The 21,453-nt window shown below is 66.7% G+C and carries 16 protein-coding genes; 12 read left to right on the top strand and 4 right to left on the bottom strand.

The window, feature by feature from the left end; all coding sequences use genetic code 11:
• Positions 1-19: 19 nt before the first annotated feature.
• Positions 20-982 (top strand): FAD-dependent oxidoreductase, encoded by a 963-nt coding sequence (locus tag SGFS_RS09420; RefSeq protein WP_286249344.1) that lies wholly within the window; start codon positions 20-22, stop codon positions 980-982.
• A 34-nt stretch (positions 983-1,016) separates the two neighbouring features.
• Here SGFS_RS09420 and SGFS_RS09415 read toward each other — a convergent pair whose 3' ends face one another.
• The 4 genes from SGFS_RS09415 to SGFS_RS09400 form a co-directional block, all read right to left on the bottom strand.
• Positions 1,017-1,892, bottom strand: a complete 876-nt coding sequence (locus SGFS_RS09415; protein ID WP_286249343.1) for a phosphotransferase family protein — start codon at positions 1,890-1,892, stop codon at positions 1,017-1,019.
• Positions 1,889-3,367, bottom strand: a complete 1,479-nt coding sequence (locus tag SGFS_RS09410; protein WP_286249342.1) for a helix-turn-helix domain-containing protein — start codon at positions 3,365-3,367, stop codon at positions 1,889-1,891. The genes SGFS_RS09415 and SGFS_RS09410 overlap by 4 nt, the downstream gene beginning before the upstream one ends.
• Before the next feature lie 106 nt (positions 3,368-3,473).
• Entirely contained in the window at positions 3,474-4,205 is a 732-nt protein-coding gene (locus SGFS_RS09405) for an HAD family hydrolase (RefSeq protein WP_286249341.1), read from the bottom strand.
• Positions 4,202-5,599 carry a helix-turn-helix domain-containing protein gene (locus SGFS_RS09400; protein ID WP_286249340.1) on the bottom strand — a complete coding sequence of 466 codons (1,398 nt, stop codon included), beginning with the start codon at positions 5,597-5,599 and terminating at the stop codon, positions 4,202-4,204. Before SGFS_RS09400 ends, SGFS_RS09405 begins: the two co-directional genes overlap by 4 nt.
• Positions 5,600-6,519: 920 nt before the next feature.
• On the opposite strand from SGFS_RS09400, the gene SGFS_RS09390 reads away from it, so the two are divergent.
• From SGFS_RS09390 to SGFS_RS09340, 11 genes are all read left to right on the top strand, one after another.
• Positions 6,520-7,479 carry a hypothetical protein gene (locus tag SGFS_RS09390; RefSeq protein ID WP_286249339.1) on the top strand — a complete coding sequence of 320 codons (960 nt, stop codon included), beginning with the start codon at positions 6,520-6,522 and terminating at the stop codon, positions 7,477-7,479.
• A gap of 73 nt (positions 7,480-7,552) precedes the next feature.
• Positions 7,553-9,082, top strand: a complete 1,530-nt coding sequence (locus tag SGFS_RS09385; protein WP_286249338.1) for an amino acid permease — start codon at positions 7,553-7,555, stop codon at positions 9,080-9,082.
• Positions 9,082-10,512 carry a glutamine synthetase family protein gene (locus tag SGFS_RS09380; RefSeq protein ID WP_286249337.1) on the top strand — a complete coding sequence of 477 codons (1,431 nt, stop codon included), beginning with the start codon at positions 9,082-9,084 and terminating at the stop codon, positions 10,510-10,512. The genes SGFS_RS09385 and SGFS_RS09380 overlap by 1 nt, the downstream gene beginning before the upstream one ends.
• A gap of 31 nt (positions 10,513-10,543) precedes the next feature.
• Positions 10,544-11,041, top strand: coding sequence for a LuxR C-terminal-related transcriptional regulator (locus SGFS_RS09375; RefSeq protein ID WP_193380654.1), 498 nt, complete (start codon positions 10,544-10,546; stop codon positions 11,039-11,041).
• Between the two features lie 133 nt (positions 11,042-11,174).
• On the top strand, positions 11,175-12,059 hold the full coding sequence (locus SGFS_RS09370; protein ID WP_286249336.1) for a phosphotransferase enzyme family protein: 885 nt from the start codon (positions 11,175-11,177) through the stop codon (positions 12,057-12,059).
• Entirely contained in the window at positions 12,056-12,232 is a 177-nt protein-coding gene (locus SGFS_RS09365) for a hypothetical protein (protein WP_286249335.1), read from the top strand. Before SGFS_RS09370 ends, SGFS_RS09365 begins: the two co-directional genes overlap by 4 nt.
• A gap of 5 nt (positions 12,233-12,237) precedes the next feature.
• Complete coding sequence (locus tag SGFS_RS09360) at positions 12,238-13,284, top strand: phosphotransferase enzyme family protein (protein WP_286249334.1); 1,047 nt, start codon at positions 12,238-12,240, stop codon at positions 13,282-13,284.
• 201 nt (positions 13,285-13,485) lie between these two features.
• The gene (locus tag SGFS_RS09355; RefSeq protein ID WP_286249333.1) at positions 13,486-15,456 is read left to right on the top strand and encodes an ATP-binding cassette domain-containing protein; all 1,971 of its coding nucleotides are present in this window, start codon (positions 13,486-13,488) and stop codon (positions 15,454-15,456) included.
• Between the two features lie 146 nt (positions 15,457-15,602).
• Positions 15,603-16,829 carry an XRE family transcriptional regulator gene (locus tag SGFS_RS09350; protein ID WP_286249332.1) on the top strand — a complete coding sequence of 409 codons (1,227 nt, stop codon included), beginning with the start codon at positions 15,603-15,605 and terminating at the stop codon, positions 16,827-16,829.
• A gap of 51 nt (positions 16,830-16,880) precedes the next feature.
• The gene (locus SGFS_RS09345; RefSeq protein ID WP_233443424.1) at positions 16,881-18,134 is read left to right on the top strand and encodes a restriction endonuclease-related protein; all 1,254 of its coding nucleotides are present in this window, start codon (positions 16,881-16,883) and stop codon (positions 18,132-18,134) included.
• Entirely contained in the window at positions 18,131-21,430 is a 3,300-nt protein-coding gene (locus tag SGFS_RS09340) for a hypothetical protein (RefSeq protein WP_286249331.1), read from the top strand. The genes SGFS_RS09345 and SGFS_RS09340 overlap by 4 nt, the downstream gene beginning before the upstream one ends.
• The last annotated feature ends 23 nt before the right edge of the window (positions 21,431-21,453 follow it).

Here is a 21,453-nt window from a genome sequence, read left to right as displayed (position 1 = left end):
GGCAGGCTACGGTCGATCTATGTCTGTGGGCGCGAGAATTGCTGTTGTCGGTGGGGGCGCCTCTGGCCTGACCACAGGTGTTGCCCTCCTCGAAGCCGGGTTGTCCGTACGCCTGATGGCGGCGGAGGTCCCCGGCCCTACGTCCCTCGCTGCTGGGGCGATGTGGGGGCCGTACCTGGTCGAACCGTGGGCACGAGTACGCGAGTGGAGTCTCACCTCCCTCAGCGAATTCCGAAGCCTCGCAGGCGACCCCACGACCGGCGTGCGCATGGTCAGCGGGATCGAGGCGGCTCGCAATTCTACGCCGGCGCCTGAGTGGAGCACGATGCTGCCCGACTTCCGCATGTGCGAATCGGACGAGTTGCCCACCGGTTTCGCAAGCGGCTACCGGTTCACAGTGCCTCTCATCGATATGCCGGTTTACCTGGAGTACCTGCTCCGCCGCTTCAGGAGGGCAGGAGGGACGGTGCAGCACGCGACGGTCTGTTCACTGGACGAAGTCGAAGATGCTTCCGTGATCGTTAACTGTGCCGGTCTGCGAGGCGGGGATCTCGCTGGAGACCTCGATGTCCGACCGATCCGGGGTCAGCACGTGGTCGTGGAGAACCCCGGCATCACGGAGTTCTTCTCCGAAGACACGGGTCTGTCTTCCGATCTCCTCTGCATCTACCCGCACGGCGACATAGTGGTACTTGGCGGAACCGCGCTCGACGGTGAGGCGGGTCTTCAGGACGATCCCGAAGCTGCTCGAGCCATTGTGGACCGTTGTGCTTCGATCAGGCCGGAACTGGCGAAAGCACCCGTCATCGCCCACCGAGTGGGGGCCAGGCCGACTCGTCCTGCAGTGCGCGTCGAGGCAGAGAACCACGGAACAAGGATCACCGTGCTTCACAACTACGGACACGGCGGAAGCGGCGTCACGCTGTCGTGGGGCTGCGCACGCGAGATCGTCGGTATGGCGGCCACGATGAATGCGCCGTGAATTGGTGCCTGACCTTCGAGGGTTCTGTGCTCTTTCAGGCGGCACCCCATTGAGCTTGGGCATCCATGTTTCTGAGCGTCTCTATGCGATACGACAACTGCTGGGCAGCAGCAGTATCTCCTTGATCCGCACGTCGAATGAAGGACCCGAGTGTGTGAAGGTCTCGGATTTCACAGAGAACCGATAGACCCGACCAGTGCCGGATGTCGTAGCCGTACCGTTCGCTGAAATCATCCAGTTGTCCGACGCTTCGCCCGAAGCGGACTCCTTGGAACGTATTGGCCAAGTCGATCTCTCGCGGGCCGAATGCCGCCTCGTCCCAGTCTCCGAGCCTGACGTCCTCGCCATCCCAGAGCGTGTTGCCCGGATATGCGTCGCCGTGGATGTGCCCGTGCCCCAAGGGAAAATCCAGCTGTTCGTATGCGTGGAGGAGTTCCTGCCTGCGCTCCATGAGCCACGCCCGTTCGTTCGACGCCAGGTAGGTACTGGCTTCCACGGTGGTCTTGAGTGAGGCAAGCGGTTGGTGCCGCGGCAGTGACACCGGCGGTGACGGTAGGGAATGCAGCGTTCTCAGCAGATCGCCCAACCGCCCGGGCGGAGGTGCGCCGTGTTCAGGTTGCGGGTAGTGACACCAGAACGTGACGACATATGGGCCGTATGCCACAGGCTGGGGTACATCCACAGGCTCTGTCGCCGGGAAGTCGTTCGCGACGAGCCAGCGCGTCAGGGAGACAGCGGTCGCGAGGCGTTGCTGCTGTGAGGCGGGACTGACGCGCACCACAACGCCTTCCGTGGCAAGAAGGAACACGGAAGTGGCGTGGTGGTGAAGCGAGACGAGGGAGCGGTCTGTCAGACCTGACGCCTGGCAGGCCTTGCGGGCGGCGGACTCAGGAGAGACCGTCATTGTCATGAGGTGAGGGCCTTCGCTCTCGTGTCGATCACCTGATAGCCGCGAGTGGCGTCGGCGAGCTCGCGACCAACCCGGCTCCGGGCGAACCGTGGTTCTTCAAGAAGCCTAGCTACTCCCTGCACGGCGTCGCCGAGCTGTCGGATACGGCGGTCGACCGGCAGCTCCAGGATGGGCTGGAGTTGCTCGCCGGCTCCCTCGATCTCCCCGGCGGTGATGCGCGCTGTGACGATGTCGAGGCGTGCCAGTGCTTCGTCACCGTACGACCGCTGTTCCTTCGGGCCCGTCTCGTAAAGATCGATCGCGGCGGCAGCGTGCTGCTCGGCCCTCTCGTGTTCGCCGAGGAGAGCGTACGTTCCGCCGATGTAGTACTCCTGCTTGGCTTCCGGGAAAGTGAGCAACCCCCCGAATCTGGTGAGTCCGTTGGGGTCTGTCTGCTGCTCGCGGGCATGCTCAAGTTCCTTGAGCGCTGCCAGGGCCGTGTTCCGGTCTCCGACGCGTGCCGCGGCCCTGGCCCCGATCGCCGCGGTTCTGACCCGGGTCTCGCCGACGTGGGCGAACCGGATCGCCTGCTGTGTGTACTCGAGGGCGGTGTGCCGGTGTGTCGACCACTCTGCGATCAGCGCCGCTGTGCCCTTGACCCACGCCCGGAGATCGTCGTGGTCGGCATGCTCGGCGAGGGTCCCGGCCGTCTGGAGTTGGGCGACAGCGGAGTCCTGGTCGCCGAGATTCTGTGACGCGTGGGCGAGGAGCAGGCAACTCGTGCCGGCGAGGAGGTACAGCTCGCGGGTTTGGCGCGGGGGTTGGTGGCCGCTCAGCAGCGAGAAGAGTTGGTCTCTCGTCGTCAGCAGGTCGTGGAAGAGGGGGTACAGCGGAGCATGGACGTAGTCCGTCGCGATCCGGGTGATCCTGGATTCCAGCCCCTCAAGCTCGACGTCGCTCACGTTGCTCTTCGTGGTCACTTCCGCGAACTGCAGTGACTGGGCCGCAGCTTGTGTCGCGAGCTCGTGGAGGTCTGTTACCTGCTCGCCGGTTGCGAGCTGGAGATCGACGGCGGGTGTTCCCGCGTGCGGCAACGGCAGTGGCGTAAGGGCTGCGTGCTGCTCACGGAATGGTGGGGGGAGCAAGGCGTCGGGTGTCTCGATGCCGTTGAGGAACCTCGCGACCTTGTCGAGGTTCGTCAGCCGGCGGTCTCCTGCTTCGAGCATGGACAGGAAACCCTGGCTGAGCCCCGTCATGTGGGCCATGTCGCCCTGGCGGAGCTTTGCCCGCTCGCGGATGAGACGGCTTGCCCGCCCGAAGTCCCAGGCAGCGATGGCAGACTGGACTTCCGGATGCTGCCAGACGGCGTCTGGAACGCGGGGCTGAAGGCGGGTGTCGAGACGCCTGCCGCGTGCGCACGCGGAACACCGGTCCTCATCGTTGTACTGGCTTAAGCGGCATCCGCAGTCAGCGCATGCGCGAGCGTGCCTTGGCATCGCACCCCTGTTTCTCGTCTGCGCCCGACAGCGTAGGCGGGGTGCGCGCATGCCGGTATCACTCATGTAATAGGGGCAGTTGAGGCGCGCTGGCGGGCAGCCGCGATCAGGCGCGGCCGAGGGCCGTTCTGGCGATCGCGTCCAGGAGCCGTGGGACGTTTTCGAGACTGTCGAGGACCACGTCGGCTCCGGCTGTGGAGAGTTCGTCGGCGGTGGTCTTGCCGGACGCGACTCCAATCACAGGAGCGCCACCCTCAAGCCCAGTACGGACGTCTTCGAGGGAATCTCCGATGATGACCGTGTTGGAGTGGCTGAAGGCGGTGGTTCCGTACTTGGCCTGGGCTCGCTCCTGTGCGACGGAGACGAGAGCCGGGCGGTGGTCGTCGTCCGAGGAGTATCCGCCGATTTCCGTGTCAAGGAACTCGTCGAGGTGGAAGGCTTCGAGCTTCAGCAGCGCGTTGGGCTTGAGGTTTCCCGTGACGACGGTAGGAACGCAGCCCGGTAGTGCGTGCACGGCTTTGAGGGCGTCCACGGCGCCAGGCAGGAGGACGCCTTGCTCTCGCAGATCGTCGGTGTGTGCGGCGAGGCGCCGCGGCAGGAGTTCCACCATGCGCGGCACCAGGCCGGGGACGTCTGCCTCGGGGACGCCGTTGTCCAGGAGCAGGGATCGAATGGCTAGGGGCATGGTGACACCGGTGCCGCGGGCCGGAAGGCGTTCCGCGGGGCGGCCGACGATCTCGGCGAAGGTCTCCCGGTACACCTGCCGGTCGATGTCACCGACGTACAGCAGAGTGCGGTCGATGTCCCACAGAACGAGGATCTGCCTGGCGTCGGTCAAGTTCGGCTCCCTGCTGCCGTCACAGCGGCGCGTCGCTCCAGTACGTCCTGAGCGTACGGGCTGTGGGCGACGGGCTGGAGTTGTTGGATCATGCTCGTGACGTGGCTGTCGAACCGTGCCGACTGAAGCTTCTCGGCGAGGTCGAGGACCTCGTGTGCCGTGGCGCAGCCGGCCTCGATGTCGCCCTGCTCGACGTGGGCGGTTGCGGCGCGGGAGAGGAACAGGCCCCTGGTGCGGTGGTCCGCTGGGTTGAGTGCCTCCCGGGCCCTCGTGAAGCTGTCGACGGCATTGCGGGGGTCGCCGAGGTCGAGATAGCAGCTGCCTGCCTGTCCTTGGATCTCGCCCTCGTTGATCCAGTACAGCCACGGGGGATCGTGCTCTGAGCGTCCTTGAGCACAGAGCTCGGCGGCTCGTCCGAGTGCGGCGAGGGCCGCTTGCCGCTCGCCGAGTTTCGCGTGGCCGCGGGCCTGCCGGGTCAGCAGCATCGCTTCGAGGGCGGGTACGCCGAGATTCTTGACCTTCTCCCGGGCTCGTTGTGCTGCTGTGACGGCGTGATGCGGCGCTCCGGTGGAGTAGCCATGGATGGCGATGTAGGACAAGGCGCCGGCGCCGAGTCGGATGTCTCCCGAGGCCTTGGCTGCGCGGAGCGCGGCATACAGGTACCCGAGCGTCTGGTCATGTTGGCCGGAGTCGAAGACGAACCAACCCACCTGGGTGGCGGTGTCGGCGATGATCGCTGCGAGCTGCCGTCCACTCACCTCGTCGTACGAAGTTTGCTCCACGAGGTGCTGGAGGAACTGAAGGTGCTTATCGCCCAGCGCGGTGAGGGTGCCACTGCCATCGCTCGCGTCCATGGTCCGCAGGCTGTCCGTGGTCCGTTGGAGTCCGTTGAGCAGACTGGGAGAGAGACGGCTTCCCCCGGCCGCGCGGTAAAGAGGTTCGGCTTCGGCTGCGTCCCACTGATTCACGAAGGCCGTGAGCGCTATGCCGCTCGCGGTGAGGAATCGTCGACGGTCCATCGCGCTACCTCCTACCGCAGTCTCCAGTGCTGCCACCATACGGGCCGTGGTCCAGGGCAGGATCGGATCAGCGTCACCAGCGAACTGGGGCGGGGACGGTTGCGACGCTTGGGCTGTGGTCCGAGGAAGGGGGAGTGGGACGAGTTCAGGAGGCACGTCCAGGCCCGTCAGGAACTCGACGATTTTGTCGATGTTGGTGAGGCGGCGGCCGCCTGCCTCCAGCATGGACAGGAACGCCTGGCTCAGGCCGGTGAGTTGGGCCATGTCGTCTTGCCGGAGGCCGGCCTTCTCGCGGACGAGGCGGCTGGCTTGGCCGAAGTCCCATGCGGCGAGCGCGTTGCGGACGTCTGGGTCGAACCAAACGTATTCCGGCACAAGAGGGGTGTGTTGTTCTAGGACCCGATAGCGAGCGCATGCGAAGCAGAAGGTGTCGGTGTTGTAGCTGCTCAGCTGGCCGCCGCAACGGTCGCAGTTTCGCAGCGACTGCTGACGCACGTCATGCCTCCCCGTGGTGAGCGACTGCAGCCCCAATTACCCCTGGTAGAGCCGCGATCACGCAAGTGATATCACCCTGGGAATGTGTACGCGGGACGTTTTGCCGCCAGTGTGGGGGTCCCGCAGCGCGATGTAGAGACGAACCGACCAAGAGCGTGATCGTTTGGTCTACCTGATGCTCATCGCGCTACGGGGAACGTGAACCTGTCGTTGATCCCTCGGAGTCCACGTTGTCCTCCGCCACACGAACAGCGCTGTCCTCGAGCCCTCTGCTGTCCCCCCACGGTCGACCTCATGAGCCTTGCCTGGCAGGAACGCCCTGCCACTGGACGGTGTGCGGTGGCCATTAGCATCTCCGCCGTCGTGCTCCTGGGCATTCTCGTATTCATTTTCGTCAGGAAGAGTGGACTGAATGCAGCGCACGCCATCGTGTGCAGTCTGTTCGGATTCTTCCTGGCGAGTACGTCGATGGCCTCGAGTATCAGTCGTTTCGTCACTGGAATTGCCGAGATGATCAGCCAGATTAGATTTTGAGGTCGGCCCGTTCTGTGGTCGCGCATCGAATTTGCGTTGCGCTGAAGACTCAAACCCCTTCCATTGAGTGCCGTTCCTCCCTCATTCTCCCGAGGCTCTCTGATGACATTGACCCCTAACCGAAAACGCAGGTTGTATCGCGCTGCACGCGTCCTTGAGGCGAGTATTGGCGGCGGTTTCCGGTCTTCGAGGTGTGACCATTTGCGATTTGAGGGCTCTTGATGCCTCTTGTGTATCACCCGGCTGGTCACGACGATGCCCTGCGGGTGGCTCTGGAGGAACTTGAGGCGGGCCGCTGGCGAACGGCCAAGAAGCTGCTGCTGGACACGGGTACTCACTGGGCGCTGCGGACGTCGCGTACTCAAATGTTGGCCGTTGCTGCTGCTCGGTCGGACGTGGTCAGCGTGTGGTTGAGCGAAGAGCCCGGCAGCTACGACGCGCAACTGATGAGTGCCCGCGTGGCCGTGGAGCGCGCGTTGCGTGCACACCGCCAACAGCATTTGCATGCATGGGAGTTCGAGGCCAAGGCGAGACGTGAGTCACTGCTCGCCGCCAACCGTGCACCGTACGACCCCCTGCCTTGGGTGTGCCTCGTGACGTTGGCGCAGATCGACACCCGACAGGTCCGTTCCGAGCATCGCATCGTGCCGGCCGAGCCCATGCTGCCGCACGGTCCGTGGAGCTTGCTGTACGAGGTCAACCAGCGAGATCCGTACAACCGTGAGGCCTATCACCGGGTGCTGCAGTTTCTGCTCGACGTTGAAGGGCCCGGGGGTGCTTCCTTGGCCGCGGTTTTCGACTTCGCAAGATGGGTGGCGTCGCAGCGGCCAGTGGGATCGCCGCTGCTGCTTCTGCCCGCGTACGCGCAGATCGAGCAGCGACGTCGATCCCGGGCTGAACCGTTGTGGCGTCAGCAGTGGGCACAGGACTCGACGCTCGGCTACACAATGAGCGCCTTTTACGAGTGGTTCCGCAAGATTCCCGCTGAACTGTGTTCGGTCGCCGATCTGAGCTGTCTCGCATATGCGTTGTGGGCAGGGAGCCAGTATCTGGAGGCGGCCGAAGTGTTCGCAGCGATGGGCCCGTACGCGGCTCGGGAGCCGTGGGCCTCAGTACACGAGGGTGCCACCGGTCCGGACCCGGGAGAGGCTCTGCTGCTCCGAGCACGTGCCGAGTCCTTCTCTTACGCCCGCTCTCACGGGCAGCGTGCCGGGCCGCATCCCTGAGGGGTGCTCGTCCAACCCAGATTGGCATGAACCTGCCCTGCCTTGTTTTCACTGAATTTATGGAGGTGGTCCTGTGTCTCGTGTGGGCGCCAGTCATCGAGCGTCGTTTCGTAAGTCCGACGACGCGTACTTGCGGGAGCTTGGCTACGAGCCGGTACTGACCCGGCGGATGGGTCCGTTCGGGAATTTCGCGATCTCGTTCAGCGTGATCAGCGTTCTGTCCGGCTGCATGACCTTGTACGGCTTCGGCCTGAACACCGGCGGCCCGTCGGTGATGCTGTGGGGCTGGCTCGTCGTGGGGGCCATGGTGATGTTCATCGGTGCCGCCCTCGCCGAGGTGACCTCCGCCTATCCGACCTCCGGGGCCCTGTACTACCAGGCAGAGCAGCTCGGCGGGCGGAAATGGGGCTGGTACACGGGCTGGCTGAACCTGCTGGGCCTGCTCGGGGCGATCGCCGGCATCGACTACGGGGCCGCGCTGTTCACGGGCGCCCTGTTCAACCTGCAGTGGGGATTCGAGCCAACACCGGGCAAGATCATGGTGATCTTCCTGTGCATCCTCGTCCTGCACCTCGCCCTGAACCTGTTCGGGGTCCGGCTGGTCAGCATCCTCAACAGCATCAGCGTCTGGTGGCACCTCGGCGGCGTCACGGTGATCGTCGGCGCTCTGGCGATTGTCCCCTCCCACCACCAGTCCTCGGACTTCGTGTTCGGTGAGTTCGTCAACAACACCGGCTGGAGCCCCCTCTACGCGGCGGTGCTCGGTCTGCTGCTGGCCCAGTACACGTTCTGCGGTTACGACGCCTCCGCGCACCTGTCGGAGGAGACGACCGACGCCCAGGTGTCCGCATCCCGCGGGATCATCCACGCGATCGGCTGGTCGTGGCTGGCCGGGTTCGTCCTGCTGGCCGGGCTCACGTTCGCGATCCAGGACTACGCGGGCACCGTGGGCACGGCGACAGGAGTGCCGCCCGCGCAGATCTTCCTGGATGCCCTGGGTGTGGCGGGGGCGAAGGCACTGCTCCTGGTGGTGATCATCGCGCAGTTGTGCTGTGGCAATGCCGAGACCGCCGCGGCCAGCCGGATGGTGTTCGCGTTCTCGCGTGACGGGGCGTTGCCGGGCTCGCACCTGTGGCGGCAGGTCGACCGCCGTACCGGCACTCCGCGCATGGCCGTGGTGCTGGCGGTCGCGTGCGCCGCCGTGCTGGCCCTGCCGAGCCTGTACAGCCCGGTCGCGTACGCGGCGATCACCAGTATCAACGTGGTCGGCATCACCCCGGCGTACGCGATCCCGATCTACCTGCGCATCAAGAACCGGGACCGCTTCCGGCCCGGCCCCTGGAACCTCGGCAACTGGGGCGTGGCCGTCGGCACGATCGCCGTTGTCTGGGTGGTGTTCGTGACGGTGCTGTTCTGTCTACCGCAGACGCGCCCCGCCGGCGGCGGCCTGGTGTCCGTGGAGACCTTCAACTACGCGCCGATCGCTCTGCTCGTCGTCCTCGCGCTGGCATGGGCGTGGTGGCGGAAGCAGGGCAGCTCGTACGAAGTGCCGGCCCAGAACTTCGACCGCTCGGCGGCCACGTACGAAAACGAGGTCGTCTGATGACGAGAACCACGAGCGGCAACGGCACCGTGGCACGCCTGGCTGCCGCGTCCGTCCCCGAGCGGGGCGGGTGCTCCGAGAAGGCCTTCTCCCTGTCCGACCTGCGGAACCTCGTCAAGGCGGGCGCCATCGACACGGTGCTGCTCGCCGTCCCCGACCTGCAGGGGAGGCTGAAGGGGAAGCGTTACGACGCGAACCACTTCCTCAAGCGCGTCGCGCATCACGGCGCCGAGGTGTGCGCCTACGTCCTGGCCACCGACATCGACATGAGCCCGGCCGACGGTTTCGCCCTGACCTCGTGGGAGACCGGCTACCAGGACCTGTCCGTGCAACCGGCTCTGTCGACTCTGAGCGTCGTGCCGTGGCTGCCACGCACCGTTGTCGTACTCGGCGATGCCGTCCACCACGACGGAACGCCGATCGACATCGCACCCCGCCAAATCCTCCACCAGCAGCTGACCCGGCTGTCGCGGCACGGTCTGCACCCCAAGGCGGGGATCGAGACCGAGTTCGTCCTCTACAGGGGCACGTACGCGGACGCGGAACGGGCCAACTATCAGGGCCTGCGACCGTTGACGACGGAGAACCTGGACTACGCCCTCGATCACGACCCCGTATCCGACCGGTTCCTGCGCCGTCTTCAGCGGGCGCTCGCTGGCGCGGGGATGCCCATGGAAGCGATCAAGACCGAGGCCGGTCCTGGCCAGGTCGAGGTGACCTTCCCGTACGGGAGCGCGCTCAACGCCTGCGACCGGCACCCACTCTTCAAGCACGCCGTGCGCACCCTGGGTCTGCGCGCCGGTCTGGCACCCACGTTCATGGCAGCCCCGGAAACCGACCGAGCCAACGGCCTGCACCTGCACGTCTCGCTGTGGTCGAAGGCCATCAGCCAACTCAACGAGCCTGGCAGCGAGTACGGACTGTCCCAGATCGGTCAGCACGCCATCGCGGGTCTGCTCGCCGGCCTGCCCGAGTTGGGCCCGTTCTACGCACCCAACGTCAATTCCTACAAGCGGTTCACGCCCGGCTCGTTCGCGCCGACCACGTTCACCTGGGGCCGCGACAACCGCACCTGCGCGGTCCGCGTCGTCGGCCGCGGTGAAGGGCTGCACCTGGAGATCCGTGTGCCGGGCGCGGACGCCAACCCCTACCTGGCGCTGTCGGCGGTACTGGCGGCCATCGACCACGGTCTCGAGCGGAAGCTCACCCTTGGTCCCGAAGCGACCGGCAACGCCTATCGCGCAGGTGGGATCCCCGTGCCGCCCACCCTCGGACCGGCTCTGACCGCCTTCCAGAACAGTGCCCTCGCGCAGGAAGCCTTCGGCGCCGGGGTGGTCGAGCACTATGCCCGTCTCGCCCGCCTGGAACTCGCCCACGACGAGCGCCTCGTCACCGACACCGAGCGGCAGCGATGGCTGGCTCGCGCCTGACAAGCCCGCCTCACCGAAAGGACGCACAACCGTGAGTGCCCGCCCGACCCGCCCGCCCGCGACGCTTCCGCTGACACCCGCACAGCTTCGGATCGCCCAGAAGGTCGCGGAGGGCGAGAGCACCCACGCGATCGCCTCCGAGCTGTCCATCACCGTCGGCACGATCAACGTGCAGCTGAAGCACTGCGGACAGAAGCTCGGCGTGAGAGGCCGGGCCGCCGTCGTCCACGCCTGCTTCGTCACCGGGCAAATCCAGCGTCCCGAGACGGCCACCTCCCCGGAGGCCTTCTCGGAAACGGAGATCGAGACCTGGCGGATGGTCGCGACCGGTGCGACGTCACAGGAGTTCGCGGACCGGGCCCGCATCAGCCGTGACAGCGCGCTGGCGCGGGTCAGGGCCCTGCGGGAGCGCGTCAAGGCCGAGAACGACCCGCACCTCGTGACGCTCGGCTGGAGCTGTGAGGTGCTCGACGAGTCCCTGACCGAGATGGCCTCCGGGACCGTCCTCCGCGTTCCCACCCCCAGATGACCAGCTCAGGCCGCAATGTCAGTGCCCACTGGCAAGCTACCCACCCACAACAGGACACTGAGTGCATCCGACCCGTCACCCATCGTGGCGTGGTCGGATGGCTCGGCGAGCGGAAGGGCGCACCGTGACCGACATGCCCAGCGCACTCCACCACCTGGTGGAGTCGGTGACCGACACGTACACGGTGGTCGCCGAGCACCCCAGGCCCGGCGACATCCGGCCTTCCGTCTGGGAGGTCAACGGGCCTGACGGCGAGAGGTGGTTCGGGAAGCTCCACGCGGGCGCGAAGCTCCACCACCGCGAGGTGACCGCGTACCAGAAGTGGACCGTGGCCATGGGCGCGGACCGTGCACCCGAGCTGGTCGCCGCAGACACACAGACGCGCACCGTCCTGATCACCGCCGTGCCCGGAGGCGCTCTCGACACGCTACGCCTGCCGGCCGAGCAGGAACGGGCGGCCTACGAGCAGGCGGGCGAACTGCTCGCCCGGTTCCACACCGCGGCAGCCGACGAGCCGACCCCGGCAGCGACGGAGGAGGCGTGGGACGAGGCGGTCGCCCAACTGCTGGACCGTACGGCGGCGTACGTGCCGGAGTACGACCTCGCGATTGCGCGCACACTCGCCGGGCAAGTTCCTCCGAGCCTGCCCCAGGTATCCCAGCACGGCGACTACATGCCCAAGAACTGGATGTGGGACGAGACCGAGCAGCGGCTGCGGATCATCGACTTCGAACGGGCAGAGCTTCGGCCCGCCGCCTACCGGGACCTGAGCCGGCTGCGCTACCGGATCCTGCGCCACCGCCCCGACCTCAACGCCGCCTTCCACCACGGATACGGCCGGCCCCTCACCACGGAGGAACTCGTCGCATGCCGGGCGTACGGGGCACTGGATGCTCTGGACTCGCTGAACTGGGGGATCAAGCACCGCGACGGCGGCCTGGTCGACGAGGCGCACATCATGCTGGAGAACCTGCGCCTGGAGACCCGCAAGAGGGTGTGGGGCGGGTGGCGTACGTGAACGTCTTCGCTGGAACCGCTGCGGCTCCGCACCTGTTCGGCGTTCGGTGCTATGCCTCCGAACCGACCGCCGCCAACGCCCTCACCCCGTTCGTCGACAGGGGAGTGCTCACGGAGGACAACGCCTTCACCCTCCTCACGGCATGCCGTCCCTCCGCACGCGAAGGCCGGTGATCTGTATGGACGAAGCAGGCTGGGGCGAGACGTTGACCGCTGACGTGCTGGAAGACCGGTACGGGCTGGTCGCCGACATCGTCGAACCAGTGCACATGGGCACGGACACCATCAACCGGCGGGTCCTGACGGACGATGGGCTGCGGCTGTTCGTCAAGCAGTACCCCTCGATGGCCGACCTGGACAAGGCGCGCAACGCGTGGGACATGTCGGAATACTGCCGGGCCGCGAAGCTACCCGTTCCATGCGTGTGGCCCGACGCCAACGATAACCTGGTCACCATCGCGGGCGGCAGCGCATGGGCCGTGGTCGACGAGGCTCCCGGACGGGTGAACCCCTCGGCGATGACGGTCCCCCTCGCCGAGCACATCGGCGTCGTCATGGGACGCATGCACCGTGCGCTCGCCGCGTACCCGTTGCCCGGGCGCGTGCAGCAGACCCGCTGGCGGGCCGAGCCCGTCGAGGACGCTGTTGCGAAATGTGACACCGTGATGACCAGAGCCACGCGCCAAGGCCACGACGGTCTCGACCAACTGCGCGTCGACCTCGACCAGCGGCGTGAGGACCTGCGCGCCCACGTCCACCTGTTGCGGGAACACCTGCCCGCGACGCTGGTGGAACAGGCGCTGCATGCGGATCTCAGCCGCACCAACCTGATCACCCTCGCCGATGCCGTCACCGGCGTCATCGACTTCCGCTGCGCCAACGCTATGCCGGCCTGGGAGTTGGGGCGGGCGGCTTTCGACCCGCGCACCGTCGCCACCAGTACCGAGTGGGGGGCTTGCGCACTGGCGATGGCCAGGGCCTACCGCTCGGAGCACCCCAGTCTCCCGATGCGGGAGGTGCGGGCATGCGCCCGGATCGCGCTGCTGTACATGCTGTTCAGCTTGTACGGCGCCACCACCGCCGAGTACGACCTGCCGGGGGAGGCGGAGGCGGATCTGAAGCGGCACTGGCGCGAGCGTCAGATCGCCATCCGTCGCCTGCTCAGTGGTCTTGAGGACCTCGAAGACGAACTCACCGGCCTCGGGGCGAGCGGAGGCACGTCGTGACCATCCAGCACCTTCCGACTGCGCTGAACGAAACGGCTGGCGAGCGTCAGCCGCAACCACGAACGGCATATAGGGGGACGCCTTGGCGTATCAAACCGTGATCGGTCTGCACCTGGTACTCATCCGCGAACAGCGTGATCCGTTGGGATTCGGTACGACCTCCCTGGCCGGGCACCACGTGTCGGCGGAGGGCTGGAGCCGATGACGACCATCCCGAAGCCCACCGCGACAACCGCGCCGACCGGCGAGGCGGAGGTCTCGGATGAGGAACTGAAGTTCGTCATCCCCGGCGACCGCCGTATCGAGGCCGCCAACGCGATCACGACCCGTGCGATGGCCCGGCGTCTGCCCCAACTGATCCGCCGGTCCCTCGCACTGGGCTGGCAGGTCGACCGCGCCGCAGTCATCGCCCTGCTCGGCGTGCAGCTCCTCTCGGGGGTGCTGGAAGCGTTCGGGCTGATGGCCACCACCGGGGTGATCAAGCCGCTGATCACCTCGCAGCACATCAGCGGCGACCAGCTCCGCTCCGCCGTACCTTCCCTTGTCGTCCTGTCGGGGGCCATCGGTCTGCGTGCCCTGCTGGGTATCGCCTCCACCGCCCTGTCGTCACGGCTGGCCCCGCGTATCGCCCGGGAGGCCGAACTCGAGCTCCTCGACGCGGCGACCAAGGCGGAACTGGCCGCGTATGACAACCCCGGATACAACGACCGCTGGGACGCGGCCGACCGGGGAGTGGAAGTCTCCAGGGACCTCCTCACTCAAGCGCAGTACATCCTCGCCGCATCGGCATCGCTGATCGCCTCGGCGTTCGTCCTGACCGCCGTGCACCCGATCCTTCTGCCGCTGCTCCTCCTAGCGGCCTTGCCGAAGGGCGTGGCCAGCGTGCGTGCGGCGCGCATCAGCTACATCGCCTCGCTCGCCACGACCAAGGACCGGCGGCTGCTGGGCATGCTGCGCTGGTACCTGGTCGACAAGCAGATCGCCGACCAGGTCCGGTCCGGCACCATGGCGCCGTTCCTGCTCGACAAGTACCGCACGGCCGGGGCGCGGATCGACAGGACCACCGACCAGGCCACCTGGCGCTCGGCCAGGATCTCCCTTGTGGGCGGGGCAGCGGGAGGTCTCGCCCACGCGGTGGTGTGGGTGGCCCTGGCGCTGCTGGTGTCCGCCGGGCAGATCTCGGTCGCCGCCCTCGGCACCGCGTTCCTCGCATTGGGCCGCGTCAGCGCGGGACTGGACGGGGTCGTCGGCTACGGAGCCCAACTCTTCCGTACCGGAATGTACTTGGACGACTGGGCGGACTTCATCGACGAAGCCGGTGGGCATCGCATCGACCGTGGCTCTCAGGCGCCGGCCGCCCCCGCCGTCGTACGCGCCGAGAACATCACCTTTCAGTACCCGAGCGCCGACCGTCCCGCCCTCGAGGACGTCTCCTTGGAGGTCCGGCGCGGCGAAGTCGTCGCGCTGGTGGGCGAGAACGGCTCCGGTAAGACCACCCTCAGCAAGATCCTTTCGGCTCTGTACCTGCCCGATCAGGGAGCCGTCTCCTGGGACGGCATTGACACCAGGGGCCTGGACGCGCATGCCACCTGGGAGCGTGTCGCCGTCGTACCGCAGTCCTACGCGAACTGGCCCCTGTCAGCGATGGAGAACATCACCCTCGGCCAGGCCACCGAGGACGGAGACGCCGCAGTGCTCGCCGCGGCCCATGCCGCAGGCGCCGACGAGGTCATCGACGGGTTGCGCAGCGGGCTGAACACCCTGCTGGCCAAGGAATGGTGGGGTGGGCAGGAACTGTCCGGCGGACAGTGGCAGAGGATCGCGCTCGCCCGCGCATTCCATCGGCCGGCCGGACTGCTCGTCCTGGACGAGCCGACCGCCGCCCTCGACCCAAGGGCCGAGCACCGCATCTTCACCGGGCTGCGTCGGCTTGCCGCCGACCGCGCGGTCGTCCTGGTCACCCACAGACTCACCAACGTGACCATCGCCGACCGCATCGTCGTTCTGGACAAAGGCCGCGTCATCCAGCACGGCACCCCCGAGGAGCTGCTGGCCCAGAAGGAAGGCTTGTTCCGCGAACTGTGGGATCTGCAGAACGAGCGCACCGGGCGCGTACCCGCCCCGACCAACTCCGACCAGCACGTCGAGCCAAATCAGTCTGCCCTGTTCTGAGCAGGCGGTGCGGATAGGGAGTTCCGCGAGATCGGGTTGGCCGACGGCGGGCGCATACGTCTTCGAGCACACAGTGCCGCAGCGCCGTTGGCGGCCCGGACGAGAAGACAGTTGCAGTGAACTGTTCACTGAGATTTGCTAGGAGCATGGCGCAGTCAATCTCTCCCCAGGCCCTGGTACGCCAGCGACTGTTCAGGGACATGAGCGTGGAGGAGGTCGCTGCGGCCGTCGGTGTCACGTCACGTGCCGTGCGCCACTGGGAGACGGGAGCACGGGCCGTTGGCGATCGGGCTTTCGGACGGCTGCTGGAGGTGTTGCGCTGTGATGCTCGGGAGTTGACGGGCAACGAGCCAGGCACCGAGACCCTCGCGGACCTGCGCCGCGGCGCGGGCATCAGCACGGAAGAGGCCGCCTCAGTTCTGCGGCGCAAGCGGGGCGCACAGGGTCTGCATCTCAGCGCGGAGAAGATCCGGGACCTGGAACGCGGCCGGCACGTACGCGGCTGGATGTGGCGCTCTCCCGAAACCCTGGGGCAGGTGGCGCGCATGTTGGCCCAGGTCTACGGGGTTCCCGTCCGGGTGGTGATGGATGCCTGGCACCGCAGCCGCCCGGACGACCCCCTCCCGGTACTTCCCGCGCGGCAGGCACGAAGGCCGTCCGAGGAATCGATGACCGCCTGGCAGGGTCTCAACGACCGGCAGCGCACCTACCTGACCTGCATCTTCCATCAGGACCAAGAGGCCGAGGAGGAGCAGCGGCAGAACCGCTACGTGGGAGCACGGCGCCAGCCGGCAGTCGAGTGGCGGCGTATGACGCTTGCCCTCTCCGTCCCGTCCGACGTTGTCGGCTACACCCGCATTCAGGAGCGGCTGCGCGAGGCCGGGGTGCATGATCCGGGAGCCGGGTCTTCCGTGGCTGCTCTGGAGCGACGCGGCCTGATCCGCGTGTACCGGGACCGGGTGCATCTCGACGGACTAGGGGACGTGCCACGCACCAGGGTTGAGATGACCCGGCGTGGCAGGGCGGTGACCCGCGTGGCGCTCGGTGTCTCCCGCGAAGCGGGACCGCCCGCGCCGCTCCTGTCGCTGTGGTTGTGGAAGATCATGGTCCGTGTCGCACGCGCCGGGGTGCAGGGAGTGGACGGCAGTCTCGCCGGACGTGGACCGCACTACCTCGCGGTGGGGCAGAGCCCCGACGGGCGTACCCCGAGCAGGGGCTTCATCGTCCTTCGGCACCCGGACGGGGTGGCCCACGGGCCGTACCGGTGGCTTCTCACCGACTCCGGTCGGCGCCACATCACCGACCACCTCGACGCCTACCGTGCCCTGTATCCCGGTATCGACACCCAGGGGCTCGAAGATGTTTTCGATTAAGGTCTTCGGGGGAAGGGCCACTGTCAGTGCCCTGTCGTAGGGTTCCGGCTCGTGAAGCAAGCTGATGACACGACAGGCATTCAGCAGACACATGCCCTGCTGGAAATCGTCAAGGCGTTCGCCGTGTGTGAGCACGCGATGGCCAGCGAGGAGCTGGACGGCCCGAAGCGTCTGGACCGGCTCATCGAGGCCCACGGGATCCTGATGGCGGCGTGCGGCCCCGGGCATCTGATCCGCTTCGAGGAACTGCTGGGGAGGCTCACCGGTGACCGGGCAGGCTCCCTGGAGGGGCTGCTGCCTGACTGGATCGACACTCAGGCTCTCGCCGGCGTGCGGTTGATGGACAGTGAGGGGGTCGCCACCGAGGACGGGTTCGACTTCCGGCACGAAGCCCAGCGCGTCATGCGGGCCGCGCAGAAGGTCGGCAAGTTCAGCGGCCAGGTGACGAAACCCAAGCTGGATGACGAGTACAGCCAGGAAGCCGTCTTCAGCGCGATCAAAGGCCCCTTCTACGAGAGGCACCGCACCACGCTGGTGGAGAACCCGACGGTCCTGAAGGGCGGTCTCCCCGACCTCAAGCTGCCGTCCCGGGCGAACGACTTCTACAAGCCGATCTCCCAGTACGCGCAGTACAACGGTTGGTGGTGGCCTTGTCCCGCCTGCCAGTGGCCGATGAAGGTGGCAGCCACTCGTTCTGGTGCACGCATCCAGGGCAGGGTGCGGTGCCTGTATCCCTGGCACGAGGAGACCGGTGCGTCCTACGAGTTCGTCGTGACCGCTCGGAAGAAGTCGGCACCCACCCTGAGCCCGACGTTTGGGTGCAGAGTCCCGTCCGGACGCTTCGCGGCACTGTGGACCGGGGCCCTACCGCAGGTGCCGGAGGCCAAGCCCGTCGAGGAGTACGTGGCGTTGGTGCGGCCGGTGTGGCGCTACACCGTGGTCCCCGGCCTCCCCGAACTGGCTCTTCACCGGGCTGTCTCAGCGGACCTTGAGGGCACGGCTTGGACGTCACACCTGTGGCCCAACGGAGACCAGTGCGATCACTGGATCACCCACCCGAACAGCGGGAAGCCGGCGTTCCCCGCCGACTTCAAGGACTACACGTGGGTGAACCATCTGGTCAGCAAACTCCACATGGACGGTGGCGACCGAGGAGGAGCGGATTACCTGGTCGTGCCTGACCACCGCCAGGAGCAGGTGGCCCAACTCGACATGGTGTGCCGCACGTACGGGATGAAGGCGGCGATGACCGCCACCGACTACGTCGAGATGGTTATCACGGGAGTCAAGGAGGGCCGGGTGTGAGCGGGGAGATGACAGGGCGGGAAGCCGGTCTGGCGGGGGCACTCGCACTGGCGGCGCACTACTTTCCGCGTAAGGACGACGAGGGCCGGGTGCTGGCCGGTTTCGAAGAGGCTTCCTTCTTCGCCCACCGCAAGCCGCGGGCGTGGTCGGAATGGGCGGGCCTGCCGGTGGCCGAGAGGAACGTCATCCGTCAGGTGATGGTCCTGATGTCGCCGGAGTGGACGGACCCGAAGAAGCTCAAGTCGGCGGCCCTCGCGTTGCTCGGAGCCTTCGCTCCCGATCCCGACATGGCCGACAGGACAGGTGGTTCGCTGCGACTGCCGGCCAGAGAACCCGAAACGGCCGACGCCGTGATTCCCCGGGTGGGAGGGGACTGTCTCGGCTACGCCCAGCGCATCACCGGCCTTTTCTTCACCTTCGGCAAGCGCCCCAAGGCGCAGGCGTTCGCCGGGCCGGGAACGCACAGGACAAGAACCGCCTACCTGGGCAAGGAGCACGGCACGACCAGCCGTGACATCCATATCCAGGAAACCCCCGGCTTCCGGGAGGCGCCTGGCCACGAAGCTCTGCCACAGGTGAGGACCCGTCCACAGCGCGACCGTGTGGCGCCGACGGTGAAGGAGCTTCTGAAGGTCGCCAAGATCCTCAGCGGCCAGGACAAGAGCGTCGCCTACCTCCACAGGACCCTGAAGCGCTTCTTCAAGGGCATGAAGACCACCGACGGCGAGCTGACAGAACTCGATCTGACCTCGGGGGACCTCCAGGTCCTCAACGCCCCCACGGGAAGCGGCAAGACGGTCCTGGTGCGGGTCATGGCGTCCTGGGCGGCGCTCAACGACGTCCGTATCGCCTTGGCGGTCACCGACGTCCGCGCAACCCTCGACATGGCCTGGGACATCAACAACGACCTGGCCTACCTGCACAGGGAGAGACATCTCCCCGAGCCTGCTCACTGCACTCCTCTGATGTCGCCGACGAGCATGCACCGACGGGCCACGGACTACGCGGCCCTCAGCCCCTCCACCCAGATCGACCAGTGGGATCGTCGTGCCAGGACCGACATCGGGCTCCTGTCGGCCGGCTGCGCGCAGCGGGCCCTCATGGACCCACCGAGCCTGTACCCGTACGGCGAGGAGAACTGCACGTCGCTGACCTCCGCCGTCACCGGGTCCACCCGGCACACCTGCTCCTTCGCCCCGGTGTGCGGCAAGTTCCAGCAGTTCTACCGTGCCGCTGACGCGGCCGTGATCGTCACCAACCACGCGAACCTGCTGGAAGGCCGGACCCGCATCGGCGTCGTGCTGGACGGGCAGGAGTTCCGTGGCAAGGCGCGCGGTACGAGGGGCATGAGCGTGCTGGAGATGGCGCTGCGGGCCTGCGACGTGATGCTGATCGACGAGATCGACGCCTTCCAGACGGCAGCCGTCAGCCGCTGCACCTCGGAGATCACCCTGGCGTCCCGGAAGCGGACGACCGCGCTTCGGGAGATCGATCAGGACGCCAAGAACCTTCCCATCGTCCACGAGATGGACCTGGTGTCTCCGGTCAGCCACGCTCGGCTCATGGCCGAGATGCTGCTGTTGTGGCTCTGTTCCGGCAGCGGATTGAAGCTGAACCCGGGCAACGAGACGGACAGCCCCGACGGAGCCAGCCGTGACAACACCGGCTGGCGCCTGGCCCGTTCCCGGGACCGCGAAATCCTCCAGCTCCTCTTCCCCGACCAGACGGCCGGCGAGGACATCCCCCCGGACCTCTTCGCCCTTCTCGAAGAGGTCATGCCCGCCCACCGGCATGAGTCCGAGTTTTATGAGGAGAACGAACTCCCCGAGGGAGCCGACTGGGAGGCCGTCCAGACAGCCCTGACAGTGCTTACCGCCCAGCGGGGCCAAGACCATCTCACCGACACGCGCGAGGAGATGCGTAAGCTCCTGGCAGGCATCGTGCCGGATGCGTACAAGCGGTCAGCGGTGGTGAACCTACTGGTCACTCGTACTGTGCTCCGGGAACTCGACGCTGCGCTGGACAGTCTGCGCGAGCGGGCACAGACCCTGCGTTACCTGGACCTCGGGTCAGTCCGCAAGATCCTCGAAACCATGCGCAGCAGTACGGTCGCCACCCTCTACCCTCTGGCGATGCTGGGCCGGTCCATCCACGGCTACCAGGTGAAGGGAATGGACAACAAGGAGAAGGAGGCGGAACTCCTCTCCCGTTCCTTCGGTGGCGACCCGCACACCTTCGTCTCCGAACTCGGCGGCCTCACCGCCCTGCTGACCGCCGGAGTGCAGCGACCGGTCATGGGCCTGTCCGCCACCGCCTACCTCCCCCAGGCCGTGCAGGAGCACATCCACGCCCCCGTGCGCTGGTGGCTGCCCGACACCCGCCCCGAGTCCATCGTCACCGTCCCCACCCCGGTTCGAGGCCGCAACGGCGACGCCATGAGGATCGGAGGACTCCCGCCCGAGCTGAAACCCAACGCTCTCCGCGACCTCGGCAGGGGCCTGTACGAGCAGCAACTCGCCAAGCGCCTAGCCCGACTGGAGAAGCAGGAACCGGAACGGGCCCGCGTCATCCTCGCCGTCAACTCCTATGAGCAGGCCGCCTACCTCGCCTCGGGGGTGGCGCAGGCCGACGGCCTGAACCACCGGGTCTGCCTGCTGGTGAAGAAACCGGAGAAGCAGAACTACGAGGAGCATCTCCCCGCCCACGTGGAAAGGATGGTCCGGGAGGAGCTGAAGGAGTTCCCCCACCGCGGCGAGATCCTGATCGCCCCTCTCGCCGTCATCGGGCGAGGCCTGAACATCGTGGTCGGTACCCGTTCGGCGGTCCGCGACATCTACCTGTGCGTCCGCCCCGTCCTAAGCATCGAGGACACCGACTGGATGCATGCGAGCGTCAACGCCGCCGGAGTCAACACCCTTCCCGTAGACGGTAGCGATGAGCCCCTTCCAGTCCTGCGGAAGGCCAGCGAAGCCTCGTGGAAGCAGCTCTCCAAGATCCTTCGTTCGCCGGCCCGGTTCTCCAACATGGACCACGACCTCCGCAAGGAACTCGTGGCAGGCATGCTCGTGCTGCTCATCCAACTCGCCGGCCGAGCCCGCCGCGGCGAGACCGACATGACCCTCCACATCGTGGACCACTCCATCCATGACAAGAAGTTCAGTTCGGACCTGGCCACGATCATCAAACAGATCTACGCCGACTGGAATCCGGAGCAGCGCGAGATCATGAACGAGCTTTACGGTCAAGCGCTTCAGGCATTCCTGACCTATGCGGGACTCGACCGCGACATGATTTGAACCACCCACTGCCAGTCTCCGCC

The sequence above is a fragment of the Streptomyces graminofaciens genome, from assembly GCF_030294945.1.
GTDB classification, from domain to species: domain Bacteria; phylum Actinomycetota; class Actinomycetes; order Streptomycetales; family Streptomycetaceae; genus Streptomyces; species Streptomyces graminofaciens.
The sequence above is the reverse complement of the archived record's forward strand: the minus strand, read 5'-3'. Positions and strand labels throughout refer to the sequence as shown.

Excerpts from the sequence above, each read along its gene's own strand:
- SGFS_RS09420 (WP_286249344.1), top strand. The coding sequence starts at position 20 with ATGTCTGTGGGCGCGAGAATTGCTGTTGTCGGTGGGGGCGCCTCTGGC.
- SGFS_RS09355 (WP_286249333.1), top strand. The coding sequence starts at position 13,486 with ATGACGACCATCCCGAAGCCCACCGCGACAACCGCGCCGACCGGCGAG.
- SGFS_RS09350 (WP_286249332.1), top strand. The coding sequence starts at position 15,603 with ATGGCGCAGTCAATCTCTCCCCAGGCCCTGGTACGCCAGCGACTGTTC.
- SGFS_RS09415 (WP_286249343.1), bottom strand. The coding sequence starts at position 1,892 with ATGACAATGACGGTCTCTCCTGAGTCCGCCGCCCGCAAGGCCTGCCAG.
- SGFS_RS09380 (WP_286249337.1), top strand. The coding sequence starts at position 9,082 with ATGACGAGAACCACGAGCGGCAACGGCACCGTGGCACGCCTGGCTGCC.
- SGFS_RS09370 (WP_286249336.1), top strand. The coding sequence starts at position 11,175 with ATGCCCAGCGCACTCCACCACCTGGTGGAGTCGGTGACCGACACGTAC.
- SGFS_RS09410 (WP_286249342.1), bottom strand. The coding sequence starts at position 3,367 with ATGCCAAGGCACGCTCGCGCATGCGCTGACTGCGGATGCCGCTTAAGC.
- SGFS_RS09360 (WP_286249334.1), top strand. The coding sequence starts at position 12,238 with ATGGACGAAGCAGGCTGGGGCGAGACGTTGACCGCTGACGTGCTGGAA.